The organism is Stenotrophomonas sp. YJH_SMC_53 (assembly GCF_059369995.1).
In genome coordinates, this window is record NZ_JCAFTF010000007.1 from 244,605 (window position 1) to 262,175 (window position 17,571).

The 17,571-nt window shown below is 62.8% G+C and carries 17 protein-coding genes; 12 read left to right on the forward strand and 5 right to left on the reverse strand.

Annotated elements, in window-relative coordinates; genetic code table 11:
- Nucleotides 1–80: 80 nt before the first annotated feature.
- Nucleotides 81–659: a DNA breaking-rejoining protein gene (locus AC5P7X_RS13430; RefSeq protein ID WP_111178094.1), complete on the reverse strand. Its 579-nt coding sequence runs from the start codon at nucleotides 657–659 to the stop codon at nucleotides 81–83.
- A complete protein-coding gene (locus tag AC5P7X_RS13435) occupies nucleotides 659–2,425 on the reverse strand; it encodes a S8 family serine peptidase (protein WP_495214974.1) in 1,767 nt (588 codons plus the stop codon). The genes AC5P7X_RS13430 and AC5P7X_RS13435 overlap by 1 nt, the downstream gene beginning before the upstream one ends.
- 251 nt (nucleotides 2,426–2,676) lie before the next feature.
- Here AC5P7X_RS13435 and AC5P7X_RS13440 point away from each other — a divergent pair, with 251 nt between their 5' ends.
- The 3 genes from AC5P7X_RS13440 (at nucleotide 2,677) to AC5P7X_RS13450 (ending at nucleotide 4,939) form a co-directional block, all read left to right on the forward strand.
- Nucleotides 2,677–3,087 carry a hypothetical protein gene (locus AC5P7X_RS13440; protein ID WP_229298491.1) on the forward strand — a complete coding sequence of 137 codons (411 nt, stop codon included), beginning with the start codon at nucleotides 2,677–2,679 and terminating at the stop codon, nucleotides 3,085–3,087.
- Between the two features lie 108 nt (nucleotides 3,088–3,195).
- The gene (locus tag AC5P7X_RS13445) at nucleotides 3,196–3,636 is read left to right on the forward strand and encodes a DUF2231 domain-containing protein (RefSeq protein ID WP_171957656.1); all 441 of its coding nucleotides are present in this window, start codon (nucleotides 3,196–3,198) and stop codon (nucleotides 3,634–3,636) included.
- Nucleotides 3,629–4,939, forward strand: coding sequence for a PQQ-dependent sugar dehydrogenase (locus AC5P7X_RS13450; protein WP_329847066.1), 1,311 nt, complete (start codon nucleotides 3,629–3,631; stop codon nucleotides 4,937–4,939). The genes AC5P7X_RS13445 and AC5P7X_RS13450 overlap by 8 nt, the downstream gene beginning before the upstream one ends.
- 86 nt (nucleotides 4,940–5,025) lie before the next feature.
- Here AC5P7X_RS13450 and AC5P7X_RS13455 read toward each other — a convergent pair whose 3' ends face one another.
- Nucleotides 5,026–5,688, reverse strand: a complete 663-nt coding sequence (locus tag AC5P7X_RS13455) for an exopolysaccharide biosynthesis protein (protein ID WP_005420011.1) — start codon at nucleotides 5,686–5,688, stop codon at nucleotides 5,026–5,028.
- A gap of 149 nt (nucleotides 5,689–5,837) precedes the next feature.
- Here AC5P7X_RS13455 and yidA point away from each other — a divergent pair, with 149 nt between their 5' ends.
- Nucleotides 5,838–6,671 carry a sugar-phosphatase gene (yidA, locus tag AC5P7X_RS13460; RefSeq protein WP_495214977.1) on the forward strand — a complete coding sequence of 278 codons (834 nt, stop codon included), beginning with the start codon at nucleotides 5,838–5,840 and terminating at the stop codon, nucleotides 6,669–6,671.
- Nucleotides 6,672–6,686: 15 nt separating this feature from the next.
- Here the strand turns inward: yidA and AC5P7X_RS13465 are convergent, their stop codons facing one another.
- A complete protein-coding gene (locus AC5P7X_RS13465; protein ID WP_495214978.1) occupies nucleotides 6,687–7,220 on the reverse strand; it encodes a hypothetical protein in 534 nt (177 codons plus the stop codon).
- 303 nt (nucleotides 7,221–7,523) lie between these two features.
- Here AC5P7X_RS13465 and AC5P7X_RS13470 point away from each other — a divergent pair, with 303 nt between their 5' ends.
- From AC5P7X_RS13470 to AC5P7X_RS13480, 3 genes are all read left to right on the forward strand, one after another.
- Nucleotides 7,524–9,854, forward strand: a complete 2,331-nt coding sequence (locus AC5P7X_RS13470; protein WP_495214979.1) for a TonB-dependent receptor — start codon at nucleotides 7,524–7,526, stop codon at nucleotides 9,852–9,854.
- A gap of 178 nt (nucleotides 9,855–10,032) precedes the next feature.
- Nucleotides 10,033–10,422 (forward strand): hypothetical protein, encoded by a 390-nt coding sequence (locus tag AC5P7X_RS13475; RefSeq protein ID WP_495214981.1) that lies wholly within the window; start codon nucleotides 10,033–10,035, stop codon nucleotides 10,420–10,422.
- 24 nt (nucleotides 10,423–10,446) lie between these two features.
- Nucleotides 10,447–10,743, forward strand: a complete 297-nt coding sequence (locus tag AC5P7X_RS13480) for a hypothetical protein (RefSeq protein ID WP_206620759.1) — start codon at nucleotides 10,447–10,449, stop codon at nucleotides 10,741–10,743.
- A 7-nt stretch (nucleotides 10,744–10,750) separates the two neighbouring features.
- Here the strand turns inward: AC5P7X_RS13480 and AC5P7X_RS13485 are convergent, their stop codons facing one another.
- Entirely contained in the window at nucleotides 10,751–11,719 is a 969-nt protein-coding gene (locus tag AC5P7X_RS13485) for an ATP-binding protein (protein ID WP_495214983.1), read from the reverse strand.
- On the opposite strand from AC5P7X_RS13485, the gene AC5P7X_RS13490 reads away from it, so the two are divergent.
- From AC5P7X_RS13490 to AC5P7X_RS13510, 5 genes are all read left to right on the forward strand, one after another.
- Nucleotides 11,614–12,201 (forward strand): TnsA endonuclease N-terminal domain-containing protein, encoded by a 588-nt coding sequence (locus AC5P7X_RS13490; protein ID WP_149501551.1) that lies wholly within the window; start codon nucleotides 11,614–11,616, stop codon nucleotides 12,199–12,201. The genes AC5P7X_RS13485 and AC5P7X_RS13490 overlap by 106 nt on opposite strands.
- A complete protein-coding gene (locus AC5P7X_RS13495) occupies nucleotides 12,202–14,142 on the forward strand; it encodes a transposase (protein WP_495214984.1) in 1,941 nt (646 codons plus the stop codon).
- Nucleotides 14,139–15,023, forward strand: a complete 885-nt coding sequence (locus AC5P7X_RS13500) for a TniB family NTP-binding protein (protein WP_149501092.1) — start codon at nucleotides 14,139–14,141, stop codon at nucleotides 15,021–15,023. The genes AC5P7X_RS13495 and AC5P7X_RS13500 overlap by 4 nt, the downstream gene beginning before the upstream one ends.
- Nucleotide 15,024: 1 nt before the next feature.
- On the forward strand, nucleotides 15,025–16,053 hold the full coding sequence (locus tag AC5P7X_RS13505; protein ID WP_495214985.1) for a TniQ family protein: 1,029 nt from the start codon (nucleotides 15,025–15,027) through the stop codon (nucleotides 16,051–16,053).
- A 647-nt stretch (nucleotides 16,054–16,700) separates the two neighbouring features.
- Nucleotides 16,701–17,543, forward strand: coding sequence for a hypothetical protein (locus AC5P7X_RS13510; RefSeq protein ID WP_495214986.1), 843 nt, complete (start codon nucleotides 16,701–16,703; stop codon nucleotides 17,541–17,543).
- Nucleotides 17,544–17,571: the final 28 nt, after the last annotated feature.

Genomic DNA, 17,571 nt, shown 5'->3' on the forward strand with positions numbered 1-17,571 from the left:
CTACATGCTCGCCGCCCCTCGCAGGACCAATCCCCCGGCCGGCCAGGAGAGCCAACCGGCCAGGGGCACCACTCAACGCCTTACTTGGTTTCTTCCCACTGCACCACGTCCGGCTCGGTCGCGCGGATACCGGCGGTGGACAGCAGCCTGGTGGTCGCATCCAGCGCCGCGTTCACCGACGGGTACTCCACGATGGCCTGGCCTGAAGCCTTGGAGACCTTCACCACGGTACCGCCAGTGGCGGCGGCTGCGCGCTGGGCCGAGGCTGCATCGGTGAAGAACACCTTGACCCGCGACGTCGCCACCACCGGCGCGCCGTCACGGGAGACCGCCGCCGCGAACTTGCCGGCACCGGCATCAGCAGGTGCCGCCGCTGCGCCATCCAGCGAACGCTTGGTACGCGAGCTGGTGGTCGCCGCCGCCTGCGGGGTGATCGTGAACTGGCCGCCGCTGGCCTGCTTCACCGTGGCCGAGGGGGACAGCTGGAAACGCGTGCCGCCCACATCGAACGCGCGGCCGGTAGCGGACGCCTTCAGTTCCTGCGCATCCACGGTCGACAGGGTCCTGGCCGGAGGAGTCTGCCCCGAGCTCTGTGCCCAGGCAGGGGAGGTCATCGCCGCGAGGGCGAGCGTGCTCAACAGAATGGTGGTCTTCATCATCAGTGCCCCAGAACGCGGATCTTGAAGAATTCGAGGTTGCCGCGCGAAGCTGCGGTCGCGGCCTGCCCCATGTCGGTCACTTCCAGCGTCCAGGTGCCGCTGGCATTCTCATCCAGGAAGGCATTGCTGGACAGCAGGTCCCAGCTGGTGAAATTGCTCTGCGCGCCACCCGTGCCCGAGCCGATCGCAGTGAATGCCGGTTGCACCACGCTGCGCGTGCCGCTGGGCGACACCAGCACGAACTGCAGCTGGCGCGTGTTGCGGTGGTTGACCCGGAAGCCCAGCTGCACGCTTTCGATGTTGCGCGCGCCGTTGGCCAACTGGAAGGTCAGGCGTGCGGCGGCGGCCGAGGTGTTGCCGATGGCCACGGTACGCGTGGTGCTGCGCCAGCCGCTGTCGACCAGCGCACCGAGCGACTGGAAGTTCTCGGCCACCTGCACTGCACGTGCAGCGTTGACCACGCCGAAGCCATACCAGTTGCTGTAGGCACGGCCGGCGGCATTCACCGTCCAGCCCGGCACCAGCGTGCGCCCGTCGGCCAGCGTCACCGCCGGCTGGTTCGGGTGGTTGCGGGTGGCGGTAGTGGCCAGGATGTACTTCACATCGCGATAGGACAGGTTCGGATTGGCTTCCAGCACCAGTGCCGCCACGCCCGATACCATCGGCGCCGATGCCGAGGTGCCGTTCATCTTGGCGGTGTAGTTGCAGGTGCTGTCGATGGCCGACAGGTTGCTGTCCAGTGTGTTCTGGCGGTTGGTGTTCTTGTTGCTGCCCTGGGTGCATCCGGTCACGTCGGTGGTGACGATCGCCGGGTCGTACGCGCGTGCCACCAGGCCGGGCGCGTACTGCGCCTGCAGGCCGTACTCACCGCCAAAGGCCGACACCCACAGGGCCGAGCCGGTGGAGGAGTACGATGAGCGCACGCCATCGGCGCGCACCGCGCCCACGGTGATCACGTTGAACAGGTTGTTGCGCGGATCGCGGCCGGCCGGCACGCAGCCGGTGTTGCGGTTCTTGGTGTCGGTGGTGCAGACATCCTGGGTCTGGCTGATCGAGGCATTGTTGAAGTTGTTGCCGGCCGACTTCACGTAGATGCCGCCGCGGCCACCGCGCGTGCCCGACAGTGCCTGCTCGTACGAACGAATCGTGTTTTCGCTGTACGCCAGCGGCAGGTTCGGATTGCCCGGGCCGGCGCCCCAGCTGTTGTTGAACACCTGCACGTCGGCCGATTCCGCGCCGTCCCACCAGGCGTACTCGATGTTGCTCTGCTGGTTGCCCAGGGCCGAGCGCGAAATCGGGTTGAAGCCCTTCAACGTCGCCGCCGGGGCCACACCGCGCACGCCCAGGTTGTTGGCGCCCACCGCGCCGGCGATGCCACCGACCATGGTGCCGTGGTTGTCGACATCCGGGTTGGTCGGGGTGGGGTTGTTCGAGCCATTGGTGAAGTTCTTGCCGGCCACCGCGGCCACGTTGGCCGCCAGGTCCGGATGCGCGATCTGCAGGCCGTCATCGACGATGGCGATGGTGACGCCCTGGCCGCGGATGCCATTGCGGAACAGGCCATCCACGTTCAGATCGTTGCCGGCCACCGGCAGCGTGTCAGCCGGGACCGTCTGCCCGGTGTTGAGCAGGTGCCACTGGATTGCCGCCAGTGGATCGGCCTGTTGGGCCTGGGCGGTGACGGCCAGGCTGCCCAGTACCAAAGCAGTGGCGAGAGCCAGGCGCGCGGAGCGCGGTGGCGCGGTGCGTTGCGTGTGTCGCTTCATACACGAATCCTTCTGTTGTGAATCGGCATGGCAGGACGGCGGGGCGGAACTGCCCCATCGCAACGAGCCAAACGCGACACAACGAAGAACCCCCTACCTCTTCACACCCGCAATGTGCGAATGTGCCAATTGCGTCACAATCGCTTAGTACGTCAAGTTATGACAGGTCACGCGAATACCTTCACGCCATCTTCGCGCGCTTGCTTCGAGGTACGGGAAACGTGGGTAATCACATGCAGGTGAAGTCACACATGAAGAAGGCACGCCAGCGTGCCCGTGCGCGCGCGGACCAGACTCCGCTCTCGGTTGCCGTCATCCGCAAGGTGGTGCTGTCGATGTACCACCGTCGCCATGATTACTGGACCGATGCGGATATCGCCGAGCTGCTGCCGGCGCTCGCCACATTCAATATCACCACGATCAAACAGTTGCGCTTGCTGATGAAGCGGCACCGACGCACGCTGCTGCAGGAGGAAAGAGTGAAGATGCGTAGGGCGCAGACACTGCACCTGCTGGCTGAGGATGGTCCCTGTGGCATCGATGTGCACGCCAATACCAGCTACTACGCCATCGGCGGCCTGGTCCGCACCAGCATGGAACACGAATTCGGCTTCGAGACGATGCTGCCCTTCCACGAGGTGCGCGAGGACGAGCCCGCGTAGTGAGGTGCCTGCCCGGCCGGTGCGGCAGTCCTGCCGGGGCATCATCGCGCCCCCTCACACGCGGCTGTGCTACTACAGCCCGTGCACCCTTCCGCACGGAGCACGATGATGGTCAATCCGCTCGCCCAGGCCCATCGCGGCCTCGGCACCACGCTGTTCAGCCTGTTGAACCCGATACCTTTCGGCTTCTTCGTCGGCGCACTGATCTTCGACGCGATCTATCTCAACAGCGCCGAGGTGATGTGGGGCAAGGCCGCTGCCTGGCTGATCACCTTCGGCCTGCTGATCGCCATCGTGCCGCGCCTGATCAACCTCTTCGCGGTCTGGCGCCGCAACGGCACCGCCACCCGCATCGACCGCATCGACTTCTTCCTCAACCTGGCCGCGGTGGTGCTGGCCATCTGGAACGCCTTCGTGCACAGCCGCGATGCGTACGCCGTTGCGGTGCCGGGCACGATCCTGTCGGCGTTGACCGTGGCCCTGATCGCCCTGGGCCTGATCCTGCTGTCACTGCAGCCGCCGGTGCTGCAGGGAGGTCGTCATGGCTAAGCACATCCTGCCCACCGTGGGCGCCCTGGCGCTGGCCGTGATGCTGTCGGCCTGCGCCGGCAAGGCTGAATACCATCCCGCCGACCAGTCGGGCCCGCAGCCGCCGCTGCCCAAGCCGGCCAACTTCCTGATGCCGCCGATGCAGGTGCCCAAGGGCGTCGGCTGGGCTGATGGGCAGACCCCCACGGTGGCCGAGGGCCTGAAGATCGAGCGCATCGCCGCCAACCTGCAGCATCCGCGGCGCCTGCTGACCCTGCCCAATGGCGATGTACTGGTGGTGGAAGGCAACGGCCCCGGCGAAGAACCGGTCACCACGCCCAAGCAGTGGATTGCCGGCAAGGTCAAAGCGCGCTCGGGCAAGGCCGGCAAGGGCGGGAACCGGGTCACCCTGCTGCGCCGCACGCCGGGAACGAACACGTGGACCCAGCATGTCTACATCGAGGGCCTGCATTCGCCGTTCGGCATCCAGCTGATCGGCGACACGCTGTACGTGGCCAACACCGGCAACATCATGCAGTACCACTACGTGCCCGGCGAAACCCGCATGTCCGACAAGGGCCGCGAGTTCACCGACCTGCCCAGCACCATCAACCACCACTGGACCAAGGAACTGCTGGCCAGCCGTGATGGCCGCAAGCTGTATGTGGGCGTGGGCTCCAACAGCAACATCACCGAGAACGGCCTGGCCGTCGAATACCGCCGCGCGGTGGTGCTGGAAGTGGACGTGGCCACCCGCGGCAGCCGCATCTACGCCTCGGGCATCCGCAATCCGACTGGGCTGGACTGGGAGCCGAGTACCGGGAAGCTGTGGGCGGTAGCAAACGAACGCGATGAGATCGGTGCCGACCTGGTGCCTGACTACCTCACCTCGGTGAAGGAAGATGGCTTCTACGGCTGGCCCTACAGCTACTACGGGCAGCACGTGGACGAACGCGTGCAGCCGCAGCGGCCTGACCTGGTGGCCAAGGCAATCGTGCCGGACTACGCCATCGGCTCGCACGTGGCACCGCTGGGCCTGTTGTTCTACACCGGCCAGGCGCTGCCGGCGCAGTACCACGGCGGCGCCTTCATCGGCGAGCACGGCAGCTGGGACCGTTCACCGCTGAGCGGCTACGAAGTGGTGTATGTACCGTTCAAGGACGGCAAGCCGACCGGGCGCCCGCAGACCGTGGTGAGCGGCTTTGCCTCAAAGGACGAGAAGACCCTGATGGGCGCACCGGTGGGCATGGCCATGGACGCCGAGGGCGCGCTGCTGGTGGCCGACGACGTGGGCGACGTGGTGTGGCGGGTGTCGGCCAAGTAGTTCTGTAGAGCCGAGCCATGCTTGGCTTACGCGCAGCGCGGGGTTTCCGCGTACAGGTCGAAGAGCAGCCGAGCGTGGGCTCGGCTCTACAGTTCCGCAGTACCGCTGCGGAACCCGCTGAACACCGACTCGGCAGCAAACCCCACGCCACCCAGCAGTACGCCGAAATACACCACCGTGGCCACCACGAAGCCATAACCGGCCGCTACCGCTGCGCCGTCGCGCTGGATGAAGCCGATGGCGAAGGACATCAGCGCCAATGCGGGCAGCGTGTTGCTGAAGGGAATCGGCCCGGCCGGCGCCATCAGCAGCAGGGTCGCGAACACCAGCATCAGGTTGTTCAGGCGCATCATCTTCTTCGAGCGCACCATCACCGCCAGCCGCATCGGCCGCGACAGCCGCTCCATGCGGTGCACCCATTTCAGCGCACGGCCGAGGTTGGTCTTCAGCTTGTCGGTGGCGATCTCGCGGCGGGCCAGCTTCTGTGGCACCCACAGCGGGCGGTTGCGCACCCGGCTCAGGCCGATCAGCAGGATCGAGGCGCCAAACACCGTACTCAGCCCGGGAATCGACACCGGAATGATGAAGATGGCCGAGAGCAGGATCACGATCAGCAGCAGGCCCTCATCGCCCAGCGCGCTGAGCAGGGTGCCGACGCTCACCTGGTCGCCGGGCAGCTCGTCGATCATCTGCTCGATCTGCTGGGCCAGGGGCGCGCTGTCATTGGTTTCGGGGGCACGGTAGGTCATGCGTCGCAAGGTTCTCCAGGGAAGGGCGGTCAGCGGGCCGTCCTGCGGTGGGGGACGCACAGGCCTCTTCAGTATCCCGGCCAACGTAGTCAAAGAGGTGAACCGGGCATGAGGGGTTAAACTGGCGTGCCCCGCACGAGTTGAACGCAATGGACATGGGCCGCAGGCAATCGACCATCGAACTGGTCGCTATCGACATGGATGGCACCCTGCTGGACCCCACCCACACGCTCACCGCCCGGGCCAAGCGGGCCATCGCGCAGGCGCGGGCGCTGGGCGTGCACATCGTGCTGACCAGTGGCCGCCCGGTTCCGGGCCTGGCGCCGTACCTGCACGAGCTCGGCATCACCGGCAACGACGACTACTGCATCGCCTGCAATGGCGGCCTGGTGCAGCGCATCGGTACGCGCGAAACCGTGGTCGAGTATCCGCTCAGCTTCGACGACTTCCTGTTCTGCGAGCAGGTCGCCCGCGACCTGGGCGTGCACTTCCAGGCGCTGGACAGCCAGCGCATGTACACGCCCAACCAGGACATCAGCTACTACACCGTGGCCGACTCGCATCTTTCGCGGATGCCGCTGTCGTATCGCCGCGTGGTCGACATGGACCCGTCCATGTCCTTCATCAAGCTGATGATGATCGACGAACCCGACGTGCTGGATGCCGCCATCGCGCGCCTGCCCACCGACCTGACCGAGCGCTTCGCGGTACTGAAGAGCGCGCCGTTCTTCCTGGAAGTGTTCGACCACCGCGCCGGCAAGGGCCCGAGCCTGCAGAAGCTGGCCGAGCACCTGGGCATCGACCGCGCCAATGTGATGGCCATCGGTGACCAGGAGAACGACTTGACCATGCTGCAGTACGCTGGCACCAGCGTGGCGATGGGCAATGCCATCGACGCGGTGAAGGCGGTGGCGCGGTTTGAGACCAGCAGCAATGCCGATGACGGCGTGGCGCGCGCCATTGAGACCTACGTATTGCGTTGAGGCGCCAAGCGGCGCTCAGCGCCTCAGGCCCAGCACGCAGTGCGGAGCATCGCGCTGGCTGCGGACGATGATCTCATGCGCTCCTACGGTGAGCGAATGGTACTGCTCGTGGTTCCGCGCGATCAATGGCGCACCATGGCTGGGTGGATAGATGAATGGCTGCAGGGTGTAACGCTTAGCCAACCGCTCCAGTGGGAAGCATGGCGTATCCACGAACGTGACGAACAGAAGGCGGATTTCATCGTCCTTGCCGCGTATAACGCGATACTCCACGTTATCGATGGCAAAGCCATCGGCGGTCAGCATCGGCTGTGACCGGTAGATGCGCGGTCCTGCATCCTTCTCAAATGAAAACGGCGCGATGATGCCCAGTTCATGCAACTGGGCAGGGCTGATCGGCGACGGCGTGGTGACGAGCGCGTCGATCAGGGCATCCAGACGCTGTGGGGAACGCACTTCAACTCTGTCGTGCGATAGCGCAGTTTCCATGCACGAAAGCAACATCATGCCAACGGTGGCTGTTACTTTCCAGGTGGTCCAGCGGATCATCAAGGCTCCTGCCAATCTGGAATCGGGTATCTGAAGATACCGGACAGGACGATACCTGCGTATAGCCGCGCTGTACCACCGTGCAATAGCGAATGCGGCAGTGCGATGCAAGAATTCCGCACGTCGAAATCACGCCATCGAATCCCACGGCAGAGGATCGTCTTCCTCTGCCACTGACCGGCGCGCACCGCGCCGTCACCCTCTCAACGCGATCGCAACGCCAGCCAGGGCGCCGACACCGGTGCTGCAACGTGCTGGGCGTGCGCCTGCGCCGCTCTCTCCCTGCACCTTGGATCTGCTGCTATGAACACCCCACCCACGACGCGCCTCGCCCTTGCCATCATCGCGGCCATCACCACACCTGCGTACGCCGCAGAAACACACGACGCCGCGCACGACGCCGCGCACGACACGCCCACCACGCTCAACGCCCTGCAGGTCATCGCCACACCGCGCGGTGCGGCCGTGGCACCGACCCAGGTGGTTGGTCCCAACCGCTACATCATCAAGGCCGAAGACCTCGACGCGATGGTCACCGGCAACAACGGCCTGGCCATGCTGAAGCAGGTACCGGGCGCCAGCTACACCGCCACCGATGGACTGGGCCTGGATATCTCGGCCACCAGCCTGTTCGTGCGCGGCTTCCGCATGAATGAAATGGGCATCACCTTCGAAGGCGTGCCGCTGAACGACAACGGCTTCCTCTCGCTTACCGGCACCAGCGTGGTGAACGTGGGCGTGCCCGATGGCATCGGTGCGATTACGGTCAGCCCCGGTGGCGCACCGGTCAGCGTGTTCTCCAGCAGCGTCAACGGCGGCAGCCTGGAATACCGCCTGCGCGACCTGCAGGACACGCCCAGCCTGCGCGTGAAGCAGGGCGTGGGCAGCAACAGCACGTTGGTCACCACCGTATCCGGGCAGAGCGGCCAGCTCGGCGAGCAGGGCCCGAAAGTGCTGGTCGACCTGCAGCGCGTGTCCGCCGACAAGTACCAGGGCGAGGGCACGCAGGATTTCCTGCGCGGCGACCTGAAGCTGCAGCAGGACGTCGCCTGGGGCGATGTCACCGTGCTCCTGTCCGACAGCAAGGCCAAGGTCTGGGGCTACAACAACATCTCCTTCGACATGATCCGCAAGCTGGGCTGGAAGGCCGACATCTTCTATCCCGATTACGCATGGGCCTGGTACGTGGCCTCGCCGGAGAATGCAGACAAGTCCTGCGGCGCCTACACCTGCGGCGAGCTGTCCGAACTGATTCCGTACGACACCGGCCAGATCACCCGCGACCGCGTGTCATCGATCAACCATCGCTTCCAGATCACCCCGGCGCTGAGTGGCAACGTGCAGCTGTACAACGCCAACAGCCACACCCAGGCCACGCTGACCGACCCGACCGTGCCATCGCCCAACGGTGCGCCGTTCTCCGAACAGGTGCAGACGCCGCGCCTCAACCGGCTGGGTGGCATGGTCAACCTGCAGTTCGAGACCGGCGCGCACACCTTCACCGCCGGCTTCTGGCAGGAGAAGAGCAAGGCTGCGGCCAAGACCGAGTGGTACCAGCAGCCACTGCTGGGCGAGGGCCCGCCGCTGAAGGCCACCGGTCCGTTCGATGTGTACGGTCCCGCGTTCAAGACCGACAACGCATCGAGCTGGGTGACCCGCTCGCGCCAGTTCTACCTGCAGGACGACATCGTGTTGAACGACACGCTGAAGCTGGGCTTTGGTTTCAAGGCCGTGGACTTCCGCACCCGCGGCGGCGGCCTCGGCGATGCCAAGGACCGGCCGGTGAACGGCACGCTGCGCGCGAAGAGCAACTTCCTGCCGCATGTCTCGCTGTTCTGGAGCCCGACCGAATCCACCGATGCCTTCATCGACCTGGCCAATACCATGAACGGCTATCGCGTCGCTCAGCGCGGCAACATCGGTTACACCGCCTCGGCGTGGACCATCACCGACCAGGAAGAGTTCGACCGCGTGGCGGGTACCCTGCGTCCGGAAAAGAACTGGAACCTTACCGTGGGCGCATCGCACCGCTTCGACCGGCTGACGATCACCGGCGATGTGTTCTACAACGACATCCGCAACCGCCTGCTGTCGGCTGCCATCGGCACCCAGTTCGCACAGATCAACACCGTGCGGTTGATGCCGAAGATGCACGTGATCGGTGCCGACCTCGGCATCACCGCCGACCTGACCGACCACCTGCAGTTCTACCAGGGCGTGGCCGTGGCCCGTTCGTACTATGACAGCGATTTCGTGGTGGATGACACGGTGTACCCGATCAAGGGCAACGCCCAGCCGGGCTACCCGCAGATCTCGCTGGTCAGCGACCTGTCCGCCCACTTCGGTGACTGGCGCTTTGGTGCAACCAGCACCTCGTACCTGCGCCAGCCCTTCACCTACGAGAACGACATCCGCGTGCCCACGTTCTGGCAGGTCAACACCTACGCCGCTTACCGCTTCGGTGCGGACAGCGCCGTGCCCGGCCTGGAACTGCGGCTGGACGTGAGCAACCTGTTCAACCGCCACAACATCGGCACCGCCACCATCGCCGGCTCGTCGTTCTCGGGGGATTACCAGACCCTGCAGCGCAGCGCGCCACGGCAGCTGATGTTCAGTACCTCGATGGCGTTCTGAGGCGACGAGGGCGTGGGTCAGAGCCCTTTGCTGCGCAAAGGGATCCGACCCCGCAGCCACCCCGTGATCGGGGTCAGACCCCTTTGCGCAGCAAAGGGCTCTGACCCCCAAAACCCGCCTAGAAACCCGCCTTGCGCAAACAACAGGGGTTTTCTGGCGGCGACGCAAGGTTCCCACAATGTTGCTGGGTCATCCTGTGCGCATGGCACAGCAGACCCCGCCAACCCGGTTGTTCGGCATCCGAGGCCCAGGACGGCCCCGGCAGGCGCCGTCCGTGGCGCCTGTGATCGACCTGCAGGCCGAGTACCACTTCTGGCACGTCTACGAACGCGTGGTCCGCCCGCTGCCCGGCGGAGGGCTGCCGCAGGCGTGGCTGGTGTGCCAGAAGGTGTATCGCGACCGCTGGCAACACCCGGAGGACAGCGACGCGGCGGGGCTGTCGCGGGTGCTGTTCGGCGACAACATGACGGCTGGCCGGGCGTCGGAGCTGGCGGAGCTGCACGCGCTGGTCAGCCGTCGGGTGGCGTCGCTGGCGAGGCGGGGTGTACTGTTCGGACGCGGCCGCTGAACCGCAAATCTGCTGAGAGTTCCGATGACCCTTCTTTCGGGGCAGTACCGCATCCTGGCGTATCGCGGATTCCATGACCTGCCGCGGATGATGCTGGTAGCCGATAGCGCATCAAAGCGCTGGGTGCTCGACTGTCCGTTCGAGGACGAACGGGATGACTACGCGCCGGTGTATCGCATTCACGCCGTGGGTGCTGACATCGCGGGGCCTTCGGAGGTATGGGAGCATCACACTCGTGGGCTACTGCCCGACATTGGCGTCCTTCCAGTGAATAGCCTGCAGTTTGATGAGACGCGGCGCGCCTCCTTCATCCTGACGTGATCTTTCGTCATACCCCCGGTTTTCCCCGATCCAACTGCCGATAGCCAATCGCCTCAGCCAGATGCGCCGTCTGGATCGTTTCGCAACCCGCCAGATCCGCAATCGTGCGCGCCACCCGCAGAATCCGGTGCATCGCACGTGCTGAAAGCTGCAGACGCTCGATGGCCTGTTCCAGCATGTCCTGATCGGCCTCGCTCAGCTTCGTGCACGCCCGCAGCAGCGCCGGTGGCAGATGCGCATTGAGGCCGCCGCGCGCCTGCTGCCGGGCATGGGCGGCTTCCACCCGTGCACGCACCGCAGCACTGGGCTCACCCAGTGGCGTGCTCTCCCGCAGCTCCACGGCATCCATGCGCGTCACGCTGATATGCAGGTCGATGCGGTCCAGCAGCGGGCCGGAAACGCGCGCGCGGTAGCGGTTGATCCGTTCATCGCTGCACAGGCAACGGTTGCTGCGGTCGCCAGCCCAGCCGCAGGGGCAGGGATTCATCGCCGCCACCAGCTGGAATCGCGCCGGATACTGCACGCTGCGTGCCGCGCGGGCGATGCGGATGTGGCCGGACTCCAGCGGCTCGCGCAGGGTTTCCAACGCACTTCGATTCCACTCGGGAAGCTCATCGAGGAAAAGGACACCGTGATGGGCCAGCGAGATTTCGCCAGGGCAGGGCGGATTGCCGCTGTAAAGTATGGTTAACCGGGCTACCGTACGTAGGGCCAAGTGACTGATTGGACACGATTCAAGGACACTAATTGCTCTACCGAAATTTACACTAACAACGCTACTGGATGATCGGATCATAGCTAATGGCGCTAATGGCTTCGGATAAGCCTGCAAGGCTTGTAGGAGTAAGGTCGAGAGGGCTCTCGGGAAGAATTGCGCTTGAAGATGGCGCGGCAGCATTTGAGTCAACGTTGGAGCAGGACCTGCTGGAGCTACTGGATTTCGACGCGCGGGTGTCGGAGGTGTTGGTCCAACCATTCACCATCTTTCACGTCGAGAACGGACGCCGTCGTCCTTATACCCCCGACGTAAGGGCGACCTACATTGGCGTTGGTGGCGAGGTGGTCGTCTACGAAGTGAAGTATCAGGAAGACCTCAGGAAGAATTGGGCGAAGTACCGCGCGCGTTTCGGTGCGGCCTACCGCTACTGCCGGGACAATGGTTGGCGCTTCAAGTTGATGACCGAAAGGCACATCCGCACCCCGTACCTGGCAAACGTGAAATTCCTGAGACGGTTCCTGCGCCTACCGGAGCAGGAGCTGATCTCCGGGCAGTTGCTCTACACACTCAGAGCCCTTGGTCCCACAACAGCCCAGGCGTTATTGGCCGCGACGTACATGTCAGCAGACAGCAGGCTGCGTGCCATACCTACGCTTTGGAAATTGGTCGGTGATGGACGGATCGCAGCTGAGCTGGGTGAGCCAATGACTATGGCATCTGTGATTTGGATGGAGTCTTGAGTGATCGGAGCATCCCGAAAGTTCTTTGCAATCGCTCCTGGTGTTGAGGTAAGCAGCGAGGGGCGTCGCTATGTCGTTACTCACGTGATGACTCCTAGCAGTGTTTTGGCTAAGGACCTAGGCACAGGCCAGAGCCAGACACTGAGAGTCGAGACACTCACGCGAGTCGTTGAATCCGACTCTGACGAAGAGAAGGCAGATCGTGACCTCGCCCTGTATTCGGACGAGGAGTGGGCAGAGGGGCAACGTCGGCTTTCTTTCATCAAGCCGTTGGTAGAGATGCCTGTTCGAGAGCGTGCGGACGTGGAGGCAATGGCTAAGCTCGCTGGAGTCCACTACACCACGCTCTACAAGTGGCTCAAGGCGTTTCTCCTCACGGGACATGTCTCCTCACTGGTCCCCGGAAAGGCTGGGCGTAAGACTGGCACACGCATGCTGAGTATGGAGCAGGAAGCAGTAATTCAGTCTGCAATCGAGGATAAGTACCTTTCCGGTGACCGAGGTACGGCTCAGGATGTTGTCGATGAGGTGAGGCATCGGTGCCATCGAATGAAGATGAAGATGCCAAGCCACATTACGATCCGAGCGCGCATCAAGGACATCCCGAAGGCTATGGCCCTGCGAAAGCGGGGGCTGAGGGACGATGCGCGAGATAGGTATGAGCCGATCAGAGGCTCGTTCCCCGGAGCGGATCATCCATACAGCGTTGTCCAAATCGATCACACACCGGCCAATGTGATCGTTGTGGACGAGGTTAGCCGTCTCCCGATCGGCAGGCCTTACTTGACGCTCGCGATTGATGTCAAAACTCGTCTGGTAGCAGGACTCTATCTGTCGATGGACCCGCCATCGTCAGTTGCAGTTGGTATCTGCCTGTCTCAAGCCATCTGTCAGAAGCGGGAGTACTTGGCAAATCTGGGCGTAGGCGGAGAGTGGCCGGTGTGGGGCGTCATGGGCAAAGTGCATTCGGACAACGCTAAGGAGTTCCGCTCCAAGGCGCTCTCCCGTGCCTGCGAGGAGCACGGCATCGACCTTCAGTACCGGAAGAAGAAGACACCGCATTACGGAGGACACATCGAGCGTCTGATGGGAACTGCAGCCCGAATCTTCCTGGGCCTACCCGGAAAGACGTTTTCCAACCCTAAGGAGCGTAAGGGCTACGATTCAGAGGCTAAGGCAGCGATGACGCTCAAGGAGTTGGAGGCCTATCTTGTTGACTACATAGTCAACAAGTATCACAAGAGCGTTCATTCCGGCATTGGGATGACGCCGTTGGCAGCTTGGGAGCGAGGGATTGCTGGCTCGGATACGGAGCCGGGTATTGGTCTGCTGCCCCTTCCAGAGGACCCGGCGCGCGTACAGTTGGACTTCATGCCCTATGAAGAACGGACTATTCAGCGATACGGTTACCAGTGGGACAATGTGCATTATTACGACAGTGTGCTGGACCCCTACATCAATAGTGTCGATCCGAACAGCAAGAAGAAGACCAAGTATCTGGTCCGGCGTGACCCCCGGGATATTAGTGTGACCTACTTCTTGGATCCTGCCGACAACCGATACACTGCCGTCAGGTACCGGAATGTGGCACATCCCGCGATCAGCCTTTGGGAACTCAATGCTGCTGCGGTTCGCATGCGGGAGGAGGGGCTCAGGGGCGTCGACGAGGACCAGTTGTTCGCCACAGTGGGCAGGCTTCGCCAGCGAGTTGACGATGCACTGCAGGCTACCAAGTCTGCCAAGGCGGCTCGTCGCTCCGCAGCTCGGAGGCCGCCGGGCGAAAGACCGATTGCCACCAAGCAGCCCTCGCGTGCGGTGCACATTCCGGCCGCTGCGAATGACGGGAACATCCATGGACAGCTCGTCGGTCCAGAGCAGCCATTCGGCGACGATCCGTTTGCTGACCCCATCACTCCATTCAATGTGGCCTTGAAGCGATGAGCGTCGAACATCTATTGCCCGAGGTCGCTGCGATTCTGGAGGAGCCCAACCAGAGTCGAATTGAGTTCTGTCGCCAAGACCGATGGGTGGGGTACACCGCTGCAACAAAGGCGTTGGATGAGCTGGATGACCTGCGGAATTTCCCCAAGAACCTGCGGCCGAACAACATCCTCCTCGTTGCTCGCAGCGGAAACGGGAAGAGCTCCATCTTGGACTACTTTGCCAACCGACACCCCATAGGCATAACCAATGAAGGGAAGCCGGTTGTGCCAGTGTTGAAGCTGGAGATGCCTAGCAAGCCAGATGAGTCGGAGTTCTGGTCACTCATTCTGTGGATACTCGGTATATCCCATCGCGAAAGTGATCGCACAGCACACAAGAAGCGGCAGGCGAAGTCTGCGATGGTCTATGCCAATGTCCAGATGTTGGCACTCGACGAATTCAATAACGTTGCTGAAGCTGGCCGTGCAACGGCCGACCTTCTGGCGGCTATAAGAAATCTGAGCAACGAACTCCGAATTCCGATCGTTGCTGCCGGTACCGAGAAGGCAATCAACGCTCTCAATCTGGATCCGCAGTTGAAGTCCCGTTTCGAGCCTATCGGCTTGCCACAATGGAAACTGGACCGAGAGTACCGAGGCTTCTTGGCGGCGTACGAGCAGCTTCTTCCATTGGCCAAACCCTCAGGTCTGGCTAGCCGCGAGCTCGCGACGACGCTCTTTGCAATGGCTGGAGGCACCGTGGGGCAGAACGTGAAGCTCCTGCGCCGGGCGAGCGTGGAGGCCATCGAGTCGGGAATGGAGCAGATTACCCCGGAGCTACTTAGGGGCCTGGAGTGGACCCGCGCTGATGGCTGGGACGTCGTCGCCCGGTCAGTCTGAGATGTTTCCCTTCCACCGGGGTGTCCTGCCGGTGGAAGGGGAACTGCTGAGTTCGTACTTGCTGCGCCTGGCGGATGCTCACAGCGCGGACCACTACCGATTCTACTCCTCACTTCTGCCTGGCGCACAGATATGGAACAGGGACATCGATAGAGCGATGAGCGGGCAGTTGGCGCAGTTACTTATCCAGCGCTGCGAGCTCAGTGAGGAAGTGGTGAGCGGACTGTCGCTTGCGGAGTACGAGGCACTAATCTCCGATGGCGGCAAAGGCCGTCCTGGCGGTCGTGGCGTGTGGATAAATTCGTTGGGCGTCTTTCACCGAACTCGAACGTTGGGTGGGCTGCAGGTCTGCCCCATGTGTCTCGCTCAAGCGCGGGTCTACAAGCGAATATGGCGTCTGTCCTTTGTGACCTGCTGTCCGGACCATCTCATTCCCCTGCAGTCAGTCTGCTCAGGATGTTCTGCGCCCATCGTTCCGCATCGACAGCTTGTGGGCACAACGACCTGTCATTCTTGTCATGTGGATCACATCGCGCGATCGCTGTTCAGAGAGGGGAGCTGCACAATCCCGCCAGGTCAGCGAATGCTCATCGACGCGCTAGCCGGAAAGGAGATTTCCACGCTTGGCGCCGGAATTCCGTTGCGGGATCTCGTGAAAGGCGTGAGTCTGCTACGTCGATGGGGCATGCTTCGTGTGCCAATTCCCCTCAAGGGAAGTCCGATAGAGACGCAAAGCCCAATCAGGCGGGCGATCTACTTCGATCTCCTTCATGAGCTGACCAGTCGGTGGCCGAATTCGATGAACCTGCTTGCAGTCCGAGGTCGAGTCTCCCGCCAGACCTTCGAGAGCGCGAGTCCGCCGGACTGGCTTGTATGCATGGGTGGAGAGCTCTCGACACGGGCAAGATCAAGAGCGAAAGCAAGGGGGCGAAGCGATCTTTCGTCCTATCTCAGACAATTGCAGGCTACAAAGCCAGCCGGCTGGAGAGAACTGAGGGCGTCGGCTTTGACAAGGGCAGCAATGGAATGATTGAGATGCCGAGATTGCCGGCACAGCGGTGGTGTGATAACTGCGGAAGGCAGGTGCAGAGAATGCACCGCTTCCACCGGGGAAAGGGTTACTGCTCTGTATGCTACCCCTCCGAGTTTCCAGCAGTACCCTGTACCGGCTGCCTTGGCATAGCCCGTATGCATCGACGAGATTCATCGCCAGCGCTGTGCGGCGGCTGTCGTCGTGCGAGGCGGACTTGCCATCGCTGTGGAAAGCCGGTGCCCAAGGCGGGACTGAAGGTGGGGGTCGACGCCGTGGTCTGTCCCGCGTGTGCTCCCCACTTTCGGGGAGAGGAGCCCTGTTCGAATTGTGGTCGGCTTAGCGGTAGGCTGACTTGGGGCGGGGAAGGTGATCTGAAGGGCCGCGTCTGCCAGCCGTGCAGGAATGAATCAACTTACGCCACGTGCGTCCACTGTCGACGCTACCGTCCGGCTGCTGGATTGTCGTCTGAAGGCCGAGCTCATTGCAGTCACTGTGGGCCCGCTGGGGCAGCTTGGCATGAGTGTCCAGCCTGCGGAATGAAGGTATCCGGCAGTGGAAGAGGGCAGTGTCGACATTGTCTGAATCGAGCGCGGCTGCGGCGCGAGGCGCGGCTTATAGCGGTAGCTCTTTCCCAATCATGGGTGGTGACCTTGGTCGACGGCTTCGCCGAATGGCTGATCGCCAGGGACAGCGCTAGCCCGAAGTTGCCAAAAACGTTCATCTCCCATTTGCCCTTCTTCCAAGTGTTGGATCAAAGCATCGAGTCCGCTGAGAGGCTTGTCCCACAGACCATGATGGATGAGTTCACAGTCCAAGGACTGCGTCGGCACTTGCTACCTTTGCAGTTCTTGAGGCATGAGGTCGGTCTGGAGATCACGGAAGAGATGAAGACTGATCACGTGGAAACGGCACGGACCATCGCGATCCTGGAGAGAGCGGAGACTGGCGGCTGGGGGAATGATCTGATTCGGTTCAATCAGTGGCTGATTCAAGAGCAGAAGCCCGTGCGTACCCGACGTCTCTACGTCTCCGCCGCGGACAGACTGATGCGCTTTACCGGCATCAAAGTGTTGACCCAGCTTGACCAAGAGATGGTTGATCGCTATCTGACCGATACTCCATGTGCGAGGAACGACGTTGGCGCTGTTCTCCGCTTCGCGAAGACCGTCTTGAACCTCAGCATTGGCCTTCCAGTTCGAAAATTCCCACGCCCCCAGACACCGAAGCCGCTAGCAGAGGTACGCACACTGCTGAAGAAGATCCGCGGTGGGACAGAGCCAGTGCAGGTCCAGCATCTTAGAAGGCTGGTTTCCATCGTGATGCGTATACCGTTAAGGGCGATCATCAAAGGTGACTGGTGGCCGGAGCAGCGGGGACGTAGGTGGCTTGTGGTCTCAAAGAGAGAGGTCGTCGCCTGCCCTCCGGAACTCGAGGACGTTGTCGCGCGGTGGCTCACTGCACGCGAGGACTACGTGAGACCGCGGTAGTTCACCTTCATTGGCTTAGTTGGGGGGG

Coding starts and splice junctions, on each gene's coding strand:
- yidA (WP_495214977.1), top strand. CDS start 5,838: ATGGACATGGGCCGCAGGCAATCGACCATCGAACTGGTCGCTATCGAC.
- AC5P7X_RS13445 (WP_171957656.1), top strand. CDS start 3,196: ATGGTCAATCCGCTCGCCCAGGCCCATCGCGGCCTCGGCACCACGCTG.
- AC5P7X_RS13470 (WP_495214979.1), top strand. CDS start 7,524: ATGAACACCCCACCCACGACGCGCCTCGCCCTTGCCATCATCGCGGCC.
- AC5P7X_RS13485 (WP_495214983.1), bottom strand. CDS start 11,719: ATGGTTGGACCAACACCTCCGACACCCGCGCGTCGAAATCCAGTAGCT.
- AC5P7X_RS13440 (WP_229298491.1), top strand. CDS start 2,677: ATGAAGAAGGCACGCCAGCGTGCCCGTGCGCGCGCGGACCAGACTCCG.
- AC5P7X_RS13430 (WP_111178094.1), bottom strand. CDS start 659: ATGATGAAGACCACCATTCTGTTGAGCACGCTCGCCCTCGCGGCGATG.
- AC5P7X_RS13505 (WP_495214985.1), top strand. CDS start 15,025: ATGTTTCCCTTCCACCGGGGTGTCCTGCCGGTGGAAGGGGAACTGCTG.
- AC5P7X_RS13475 (WP_495214981.1), top strand. CDS start 10,033: ATGTTGCTGGGTCATCCTGTGCGCATGGCACAGCAGACCCCGCCAACC.
- AC5P7X_RS13435 (WP_495214974.1), bottom strand. CDS start 2,425: ATGAAGCGACACACGCAACGCACCGCGCCACCGCGCTCCGCGCGCCTG.
- AC5P7X_RS13500 (WP_149501092.1), top strand. CDS start 14,139: ATGAGCGTCGAACATCTATTGCCCGAGGTCGCTGCGATTCTGGAGGAG.
- AC5P7X_RS13450 (WP_329847066.1), top strand. CDS start 3,629: ATGGCTAAGCACATCCTGCCCACCGTGGGCGCCCTGGCGCTGGCCGTG.
- AC5P7X_RS13455 (WP_005420011.1), bottom strand. CDS start 5,688: ATGACCTACCGTGCCCCCGAAACCAATGACAGCGCGCCCCTGGCCCAG.
- AC5P7X_RS13465 (WP_495214978.1), bottom strand. CDS start 7,220: ATGATCCGCTGGACCACCTGGAAAGTAACAGCCACCGTTGGCATGATG.
- AC5P7X_RS13480 (WP_206620759.1), top strand. CDS start 10,447: ATGACCCTTCTTTCGGGGCAGTACCGCATCCTGGCGTATCGCGGATTC.